This is a genomic window from Micromonospora sp. M51, assembly GCF_018070305.1.
Taxonomy (GTDB): domain Bacteria; phylum Actinomycetota; class Actinomycetes; order Mycobacteriales; family Micromonosporaceae; genus Micromonospora; species Micromonospora parva.
In genome coordinates this window covers 1-7,571 of sequence record NZ_JAGPXZ010000251.1, presented here as the reverse complement: position 1 = coordinate 7,571, position 7,571 = coordinate 1, and the positions used below count along the sequence as shown (strand labels likewise).

Sequence of the window (7,571 nt, the reverse complement as noted above, 5' to 3'; positions counted from 1 at the left end):
ACCGGAGTCCCGGGCAGCCCGGAACACCTCCCGCTCGGCGTCGATCATCTCCTGTCGCAGCCGACCGTACGCCTGCGACGGGGTCTCCCGCTCGTCGCCGCCGAGTCGTTCCCACGCCATGTTGGTGCGGTCCTCCACCGCTCGGCGCAGCCGGGCCACCACCGGGTCCGGGGCGGTGTCGGCCAACTCGTCCAGGCGGTCCTGCGCGGCCCTGCTGGCCTGCTGCTGCACCCCGGCCGCGGAGAGCGCGTCCTGCACCGCGTCGTCCGGCGGCAGCTTCAACCGGCGTGCGACGAGTGGCAGGGTGGCACCCTGGCCGACCAGGGTGAAAACAATCACGGCGAAGGCCAGCCAGATGAACAACGCTCTGGGGTACGGCTCGTCGCCGGCCAGGGTCAGCGGCAGCGCGAGCGCGGCGGCCAGGGTGACCACGCCGCGCATGCCGGCCCAGCCGATGATGATCGGGACCTTCGGCGACGGACGGGCGTCACGGCGGCGGACCCGGGGGACCAACCGGGCCAGGTAGGTGGCCGGGAAGAGCCAGACGAACCGGGTCAGGAAGACGGTGGCGAGCACCGCGAGGGTGATCAGGGTGAGCGAGCCGATCGGCTCGTCGAGTTCGCGTAGCACCTCCCGCAGTTGGAGCCCGACCAGCAGGAAGACCAGGCCCTCCAGCAGGAAACGAACAAGTCGCCAGAACGCGCCGATCTGCAACCGGGACGCCGCCGACAGCAGTTGCGGCAGCTTGTGGCCGAGCACCAGACCGGTGACGACCACCGCGACCACGCCGGAGGCGTGCAGGTGTTCGGCGGTGAACACCACCGCGAACGGGATGATCAGCGACAGCGCGTTGTCCAGCAGCGGGTCGGTGATCCGCCGGTGCAGGAAGCCGAACACCAGCGCCCCGAGCGCCCCGATCAGGATGCCGCCGCCGGTGGCCCGCAGCACCTCGACGGCGACCTCGGTCGTGCCGACGGCCGAGCCGACGGTGGCCATCGTCGCGACCCGCAGCAGCACCAGGGCGGTGGCGTCGTTGACCAGGCTCTCGCCCTCCAGGATGGTGACGACCCGGCGGGGCAGCCCGACCCGGCGGGCGACGGCCGTGGCGGCCACCGCGTCCGGTGGGGCGACCACCGCGCCGAGGGCCAGGCAGATCGCGAACGGCACCTGGGGCAACAGCAGGTGCAGCACCAACCCGACCACGAACGCGGTGAACAACACCAGGCCGACAGCGAGCAGCAGGATCGGCCGGATGTTGTTCTTGAACGCCGGCACCGAGGTCTCCAGCGCGGCCACGTAGAGCAGCGGCGGCAGGATGCCGATCAGCACCAGCTCCGGCTCCAGGTGCACCTGCGGGAAGCCCGGCACGAATGAGAGCGCCAGGCCGAGGACGACCAGCACGATCGGCGCGAGCAGGCCGAGCCGGCGGGCCCACGCGGCGCCCAGGGTGGCGATCGCCAGGAAGACGACGACCGGGAACAGGCTTTCCATGGGGTACGAGCCTAGGGGTACGTGAACACCGCTCTGCTCAGCCGCCCGGGCGCAGCTTCGGCAGCACCTCCGCGCCGAACGCGTCGATGAATCCGCGCTGCTCCTGCCCGACGTGGTGCAGGGCGATCTGGTCGAAGCCGAGTTCCAGGTACTCCTCCAGCCAGCCGACGTGCCGGCCCAGGTCGGAGGAGACGTTCACCACCTCGGCGACGCGCTGCGCCGGCACGTCGGCGGAGACCACGTCGAAGTGCTCGGCGGTCTCCAGGTCCCAGCAGACCGGCGGGGGGAAGACGTTGCTGCGCCACTGGTCGTACGCGATCGCCTCGGCCTGTGCCTGTTCCGGCGCCCAGGAGACGTGCACCTGCAGGTGCAGTGGTCCACGCCCGCCCGCGTCCCGGTACGCGTCGATCATCTCGCGGAGGTGCGCCACCGGGGCGTTCACGGTGATCAGCCCGTCCGCCCATTCGGCGCACCAGCGGGCGGTGGCCACGCTGACGGCGGCGCCGACAAGTGCGGGCGGCTGCTCGGGGCGGGTCCACAGGCGGGCGCGATCCACCCGGACCAGCCCGTCGTGGCTGACCTCCTCGCCGGCCAGCAGGGCGCGGATCACGTCGACGCACTCGCGCAGGCGGGCGGAACGCACGTCCTTGCGTGGCCACGGGTCGCCGGTGATGTGCTCGTTGCTGGCCTCGCCGGTGCCCAGCGCGGCCCAGAACCGGCCCGGGTACATCGCGCCGAGGGTGCCGATCGCCTGCGCGATGATCGCCGGGTGGTAGCGCTGACCGGGTGCGTTGACGACGCCGAACGGCATACCGGTGGCCTGCAACGCCGAGCCGAGCCAGGACCAGGCGAAGCCGGACTCGCCCTGCCGGGCGCTCCACGGGGAGAAGTGGTCGGAGCACATGGCGGCGTCGAAGCCGGCCCGCTCGGCGTGCATCACCGCCTCCAACAGGGCGCGCGGACCGATCTGCTCATGGGAGGCGTGAAACCCGAACGACGTCATGGGCACACTTCCTACCCACGACGGCGCCGGCTGACGCGTGCCGCACCGCGAACTATTCGGCGTGCGCGCCGGCGCCGGCCGATGCGGCGCCCTCGCCCACCCAGACCGTCTTGGTGTTGCAGAACTCCCGCATGCCCAGCGCCGACAACTCCCGCCCGTACCCGGAGTTCTTCACGCCACCGAACGGCAACTCGGGGTAGGAGGTGGTCATCCCGTTGATGAAGACGTTGCCGGCGTCCAGGTCGGTGGCGAAGCGCTCCTGCTCGGCCGGGTCGCGGGTCCAGGCGTTCGAGCCGAGCCCGAAGCTGGTGCCGTTGGCGACAGCGATGGCCTCCTCGTACGACGACACCCGGAACAGGCCGGCGACCGGGCCGAAGACCTCCTCCGACCACATCCGCATCTGCGGGGTGAGGTCGGTGACCACCGTCGGCGGGTAGAACCAGCCGTCACCGGTCGGCCGCTCGCCCCCGCAGAGCACCGTCGCGCCGTTGTCCACCGCGTCGCGGACCTGGGCGTGCACCTCGTCGCGGCCCCGCTCGCTGGCCAGCGGCCCGACGTCGGTGTCCGGGTCCATCGGGTCGCCGACCCGGAGTGCGGCCATGTTCGCGGCGAACTTCTCGGCGAACGCGTCGAAGACGTCGGTGTGCACGATGAACCGCTTCGCGGCGATGCAGGACTGGCCGTTGTTCTGGCAGCGGGCGGTGGTGGCGACCTCGGCGGCCCGGTCCACGTCGGCCGAGGGCATCACCACGAAGGGGTCGCTGCCGCCGAGTTCGAGGACCGTCTTCTTCAGCTCCCGTCCGGCGATCTGGGCGATGGACCGGCCGGCGGGTTCGCTGCCGGTGAGCGTCGCGGCGCGTACCCGGGGGTCGCTGAGGATGCGGTCGACGGCGTCCGAGCCGACCAGCACTGTGGTGAACGCCCCCTCGGGGAAGCCGGCGCGGCGGAACACGTCCTCCAGCAGCAGCGCGGTCTGCGGCACGTTCGAAGCGTGCTTGAGCAGCCCGGTGTTGCCGGCCATCAGCGCTGGCGCGGCGAAGCGCATCACCTGCCAGAGCGGGAAGTTCCACGGCATCACAGCGAGCACCACGCCGATCGGCTGGTAACGGATGAACGCCCGGATCGCCTTCACCGCGTCGGCGTCGGCCGGCTCGTCGGCGAGGAACGCGGGGGCCTTGTCGGCGTAGAAGCGGGCGGCAGTGGCGCACTTCGTCACCTCGGCCTGCGCCGCGGCGTACGTCTTGCCCATCTCGGTGGTCATGATCCGGGCGATCTCGTCGCGCTCGGCGTCGAGCAGGTCGGCGGCGGCGTTCATCCACCGGGCGCGCTGGTCGACTGTCGTCTCCCGCAACTGCTGGAACGCGAGGTCGGTGCGCTCGATGGCACCGTCGAGCTGCTCGGTGGACATCGCCTCATAGGTCTTGAGCACCTGGCCGGTGGCGGGGTTGGTGGTGGCGATGTGGGGCATCTCGTCCTCCTGTCACTCGAACAGCGAGTGTCGTACGCCCGGCTCCTCGCGGCGGCGGGCGGCGCGGCGGCGCTGGATCACGACCAGGTCGACCACGGCGACCACGGCGAAGATCGCGCAGAGTACGCCGAGCCAGGCGATACCGGCCCAGAACGCCAGCACCGCGAAGACCACCATGATCACCAGACCGAAGCTGGCGAGGGTGAGCCGGAGGTTCAGCGCGCTGTTCGCGTGGCCGACCGTGCCACGGGCGCGCCGAGGCTGCGATCTCGTCATACCCACCGATCTACCCCCGATCGGCCGGCTTAACCGGTACGGCGCGCGGGCGGACCCGGCCGCGCCGGTGTGCTCCGGCACATCCGTTCGCGCCGCGGCCCCGCCGGCCGGAGGATGAGCGCATGTCAATGACCCTCACCGTGCCGGTGACCGTCTCCATCGCCCGCCGCGTCGACCCCGACCGGGCCAGCGAGATGGTGGCCTGGATGCGGGCCGGCACCGCGCTGGCCGAGGCGTTCCCCGGGTTCCTGGGCGCCGGCTGGGTGCAGAGCGGCCCCGGTTCGCCGGAGTGGCACATGCTCTACCGCTTCGCCGACGCCGAGACGCTGCGCCGGTGGGAGGAGTCGCCGCAGCGGCACTGGTGGCTCAGCTCGGCGCAGGGCATCGTCGAGCACACCCGGGTGGAGCGGCGTACCGGGATCGAGGGCTGGTTCGACAGGCCGCTGGAGCACTCGGTGGACCCGGTGGAGCCGGTCGCGCCCGCGTCGCCGCCCCGCTGGAAGCAGGCGGTGACCATCTGGTTGGCGTTCTTCCCGCTGAGTCTGACCGCCACCCTGCTGACGAGCCGCTTCCTCGACGCGGTGCCGCTGGCGGCCCGGGTGCTCCTGATGACGCTCTGCCTGACCCCGCTGATGACCTATCTGGTGCTGCCCCGGATCACCCGGGCGTTGCACTGGTGGCTGCACGGCCAGCCGGCACCCTGGCGGGACGTATAGCACCTCGACGGCTTCCGTGTCGGCGCTCTGCCGCATACCCGACAGCAACTTCCCGGCACACCGCGTCCTGCGCATAGAGTTACCGCGCTGTCGCTCTGTGCTGCGGAACGGGAGACGTCATGCCTCGACGCTGGGTTGCCGCCCTGGCCTGTCTCGCGGCGCTGGTCGCGCTGGCCTGCGAGGGTGGCACCTCGGCGACACCCCGCCCCACCACGAGCGCCCCGCCGTCGGGTGGGCCCGGCGGCATCGCCGCCCTCGGCGATTCGATCAGCACCGGTTTCGCCTCCTGCCTGGTGCTCACCTCCTGCGAGCGCAACTCCTGGTCGACCGGGGACGGGCTGCGGGTGCAGAGCCACTACCGACGGCTGCTGGACCAGAACTCGGCGATCCGCGACCGGAGGTACAACCACGCCCGTCCCGGCGCCCGCGCGGACGCTCTCGCCGGTCAGGCCCAGGCGGCGGTACGCGACCGCGCCGACTACGTCACGGTGCTGATCGGCGCCAACGACGTCTGCCGGGGCGGAGTGGACGCGATGACGCCGGTGAAGCAGTTCCGGGCCGACGTCGACCAGGGGCTGCGGGTTCTGCGGACCGGCCGGCCGAAGGCCCGGGTGCTGGTGGTGAGCATCCCCGACCTGTACCGGCTCTGGGAGGTCGGGCACGACGACGCCCGGGCGACCCGCGCGTGGCGGCGGGGCGGCATCTGCCCGGCCCTGCTGGCCGAGGCGACCTCGACCGCCCCCGCCGACCGGGCGCGCCGGGCCGCCGTCCGGGATCGGATCGCCGCCTACAACGCCGAGTTGACGGCGGCCTGCCGGGCGTACGGGTCCCGGTGCCGGCACGACGGCGGCGCGTTGCACAAGGTCCGGTTCACGCTGGATCTGCTCAACCCGCTGGACTGGTTCCACCCCAACGCCACCGGCCAGGGCCGCATCGCCGAGGTCACCTGGCGCTCCTCCGGCCTGGCCAGCTGAGGACCGGGACGCACGTCAGGGCTGGCGCGGCTCCGGGACGACGCTGCCACGGGAGCGGTAGAGGGCCCGGGACCGCTGGGCGAGGTCCTTGGTAGCCGACGAGTTGGCCCAGGTGCCGAGCACGATGGCCGCACCGGGGACGATCTTGGCGACCATCCGCTTCGCGGCCCGGACACCGGCCATCTGGGCCAGCCGGATGCCGAGTTGCAGCATGACCCGACCGAGCGGACGCTGGCCGCCCAGGCCTAAGTGCGCGTCGGCGCGTGCCCGGCCGGCGGCCACGCCGAGCGCCAGCCGGGCGCTCTCGGCGACCTTGTGCACCCGCTGGAGCACCAGCAGGTCGGTGGCCCGATCGCTGTGCAGCGGGTCGACGTCGTACGCGGCGGCGATGTGCAGCACCATCCGCGCCTGGGTCCAGGCCAGCACGCCCACGTCGATCACGGCGCCGGGCAGCCCGGCCGCGCCGGAAACCGCGCCGGAGAGCCGAGCCAGGTTGACGAACTTGCGGGCCGCCTGGTCGGCGAGCACATCGGCGGACACCCCGGGCTGCTCGGCCCGGGCCCGGGCGGCCCACTGCACGGCTTCCGGCCCGAGGCGGCGCACCGCCTCCAGGGCAAGGTGCTCCGGCGCGTACTGCGGGTCGTCACGCATCCGGTCCCAGAGTCGGGCCGGCGGACCCTCGGGGGCGTCCACCGGCCCGGCCGGCAGGTCGACGGACGGCTGCGGAGTCGGGGCGGCGGGCTGACCGCCGACGGGCGGGGTGTCGGTCACCAGGTCTCCCCAGGGGTGGAAACGGCGGACAGGGCGGCCGATGGAGCGGTCAGCGGCGGCGGTTGGAGAACCGCGCTGCCAACCCCTTCAGCTTCTGCTGGTTGCCCGGCTTGGCCATCTCGCGACGGCCCCGGTCGACCATCTGCTGCCCCTTCGGTGATTTCAAAAACGCGCTGATCCGCTGCATCAGTGACATAACGTCCTCCTGTCGACGATCCCTCAGTCATGTGTACCCCGTACCCGCAACACATGTACCCGGGATGCGACAGCCTCAACCCTGACCGTCCATAGTGGGCGGTAGGTTACCGCCCCGCCGGCACGATGGCGTCGACGACCCGGGTGGCCCGCCACTCGTGCTGCTGGTAGTGCTCGGGGTACGCGGAGACCTGCACCGCCTGGGCGGCGTCGGTGAGCCGCATCCGCTGCCAGCCGGGCACCTGCTCCAGCGCGCTGAGGAACTGCCGGGTCGCGAACTCGGGGTCCATCAGCCGCCCCACCGGGCCCCAGCCGCTGCTGGAACGCTGCTGGAACAACCCGACCGAGTCGTGGTCCCAGCCAACGCCCTGGTGCGGATAGTCCTGCGACTCGGGCAGCACGCCGCTGGCCACGTTGTAGAGATTGCTCTCCTGCATGGCGGTGGCCACCGCGATCACCAGACCCCGGCGTGGCACACCCATCTTGCGGCCGGTACGGACGATCGCCTCGGCGTTCTCCATCTGGTCCTCGTCCAGCCCGGCGACGGGTGCCGGATCGGTCGGGCGAGCCGGGGCGACCTTGCGGGCCGGCGCGCTGGTGTCCGGGTCGGCGGGGCTTGCCGTGGGGGCGGCGGCGGAGGTGCTCGGGGCGGCCGTGCGGTCGAGGGAACGGGAGGC

General features: G+C 72.3%; 9 protein-coding genes. 2 read left to right on the top strand and 7 right to left on the bottom strand.

What is annotated here, in order from left to right:
- The 4 genes from KBX53_RS15480 to KBX53_RS15465 all read right to left on the bottom strand — a co-directional run.
- Window positions 1–1,491 (bottom strand): Na+/H+ antiporter (locus KBX53_RS15480; protein WP_210859997.1); only part of this gene is annotated, 1,491 nt, incomplete at its 3' end.
- 37 nt (window positions 1,492–1,528) lie between these two features.
- Window positions 1,529–2,494 carry a TIGR03885 family FMN-dependent LLM class oxidoreductase gene (locus KBX53_RS15475; RefSeq protein ID WP_030335052.1) on the bottom strand — a complete coding sequence of 322 codons (966 nt, stop codon included), beginning with the start codon at window positions 2,492–2,494 and terminating at the stop codon, window positions 1,529–1,531.
- A 52-nt stretch (window positions 2,495–2,546) separates the two neighbouring features.
- On the bottom strand, window positions 2,547–3,962 hold the full coding sequence (locus KBX53_RS15470) for an NADP-dependent succinic semialdehyde dehydrogenase (RefSeq protein WP_210859996.1): 1,416 nt from the start codon (window positions 3,960–3,962) through the stop codon (window positions 2,547–2,549).
- Window positions 3,963–3,974: 12 nt separating this feature from the next.
- Window positions 3,975–4,238 (bottom strand): DUF6343 family protein, encoded by a 264-nt coding sequence (locus KBX53_RS15465; RefSeq protein WP_030335057.1) that lies wholly within the window; start codon window positions 4,236–4,238, stop codon window positions 3,975–3,977.
- Between the two features lie 122 nt (window positions 4,239–4,360).
- Here KBX53_RS15465 and KBX53_RS15460 point away from each other — a divergent pair, with 122 nt between their 5' ends.
- Together KBX53_RS15460 and KBX53_RS15455 are read left to right on the top strand one after the other, a co-directional pair.
- The gene (locus KBX53_RS15460; protein ID WP_210859995.1) at window positions 4,361–4,954 is read left to right on the top strand and encodes an antibiotic biosynthesis monooxygenase; all 594 of its coding nucleotides are present in this window, start codon (window positions 4,361–4,363) and stop codon (window positions 4,952–4,954) included.
- A gap of 119 nt (window positions 4,955–5,073) precedes the next feature.
- Complete coding sequence (locus tag KBX53_RS15455) at window positions 5,074–5,928, top strand: GDSL-type esterase/lipase family protein (protein ID WP_030335062.1); 855 nt, start codon at window positions 5,074–5,076, stop codon at window positions 5,926–5,928.
- 15 nt (window positions 5,929–5,943) lie between these two features.
- On the opposite strand, the gene KBX53_RS15450 is transcribed toward KBX53_RS15455, so the two are convergent.
- The 3 genes from KBX53_RS15450 to KBX53_RS15440 all read right to left on the bottom strand — a co-directional run.
- Window positions 5,944–6,699: an EcsC family protein gene (locus KBX53_RS15450; RefSeq protein WP_210859993.1), complete on the bottom strand. Its 756-nt coding sequence runs from the start codon at window positions 6,697–6,699 to the stop codon at window positions 5,944–5,946.
- A gap of 49 nt (window positions 6,700–6,748) precedes the next feature.
- Window positions 6,749–6,895, bottom strand: coding sequence for a hypothetical protein (locus KBX53_RS15445; RefSeq protein WP_167337326.1), 147 nt, complete (start codon window positions 6,893–6,895; stop codon window positions 6,749–6,751).
- 106 nt (window positions 6,896–7,001) lie between these two features.
- Window positions 7,002–7,571: peptidase M23 (locus KBX53_RS15440; RefSeq protein ID WP_210859991.1), on the bottom strand; the 570-nt coding region annotated here is incomplete at its 5' end.

Bases quoted from the DNA above. Each gene is read 5' to 3' on its own strand.
- KBX53_RS15475 (WP_030335052.1), bottom strand. From the start codon at position 2,494: ATGACGTCGTTCGGGTTTCACGCCTCCCATGAGCAGATCGGTCCGCGC.
- KBX53_RS15470 (WP_210859996.1), bottom strand. From the start codon at position 3,962: ATGCCCCACATCGCCACCACCAACCCCGCCACCGGCCAGGTGCTCAAG.
- KBX53_RS15465 (WP_030335057.1), bottom strand. From the start codon at position 4,238: ATGACGAGATCGCAGCCTCGGCGCGCCCGTGGCACGGTCGGCCACGCG.
- KBX53_RS15460 (WP_210859995.1), top strand. From the start codon at position 4,361: ATGTCAATGACCCTCACCGTGCCGGTGACCGTCTCCATCGCCCGCCGC.
- KBX53_RS15455 (WP_030335062.1), top strand. From the start codon at position 5,074: ATGCCTCGACGCTGGGTTGCCGCCCTGGCCTGTCTCGCGGCGCTGGTC.
- KBX53_RS15445 (WP_167337326.1), bottom strand. From the start codon at position 6,895: ATGTCACTGATGCAGCGGATCAGCGCGTTTTTGAAATCACCGAAGGGG.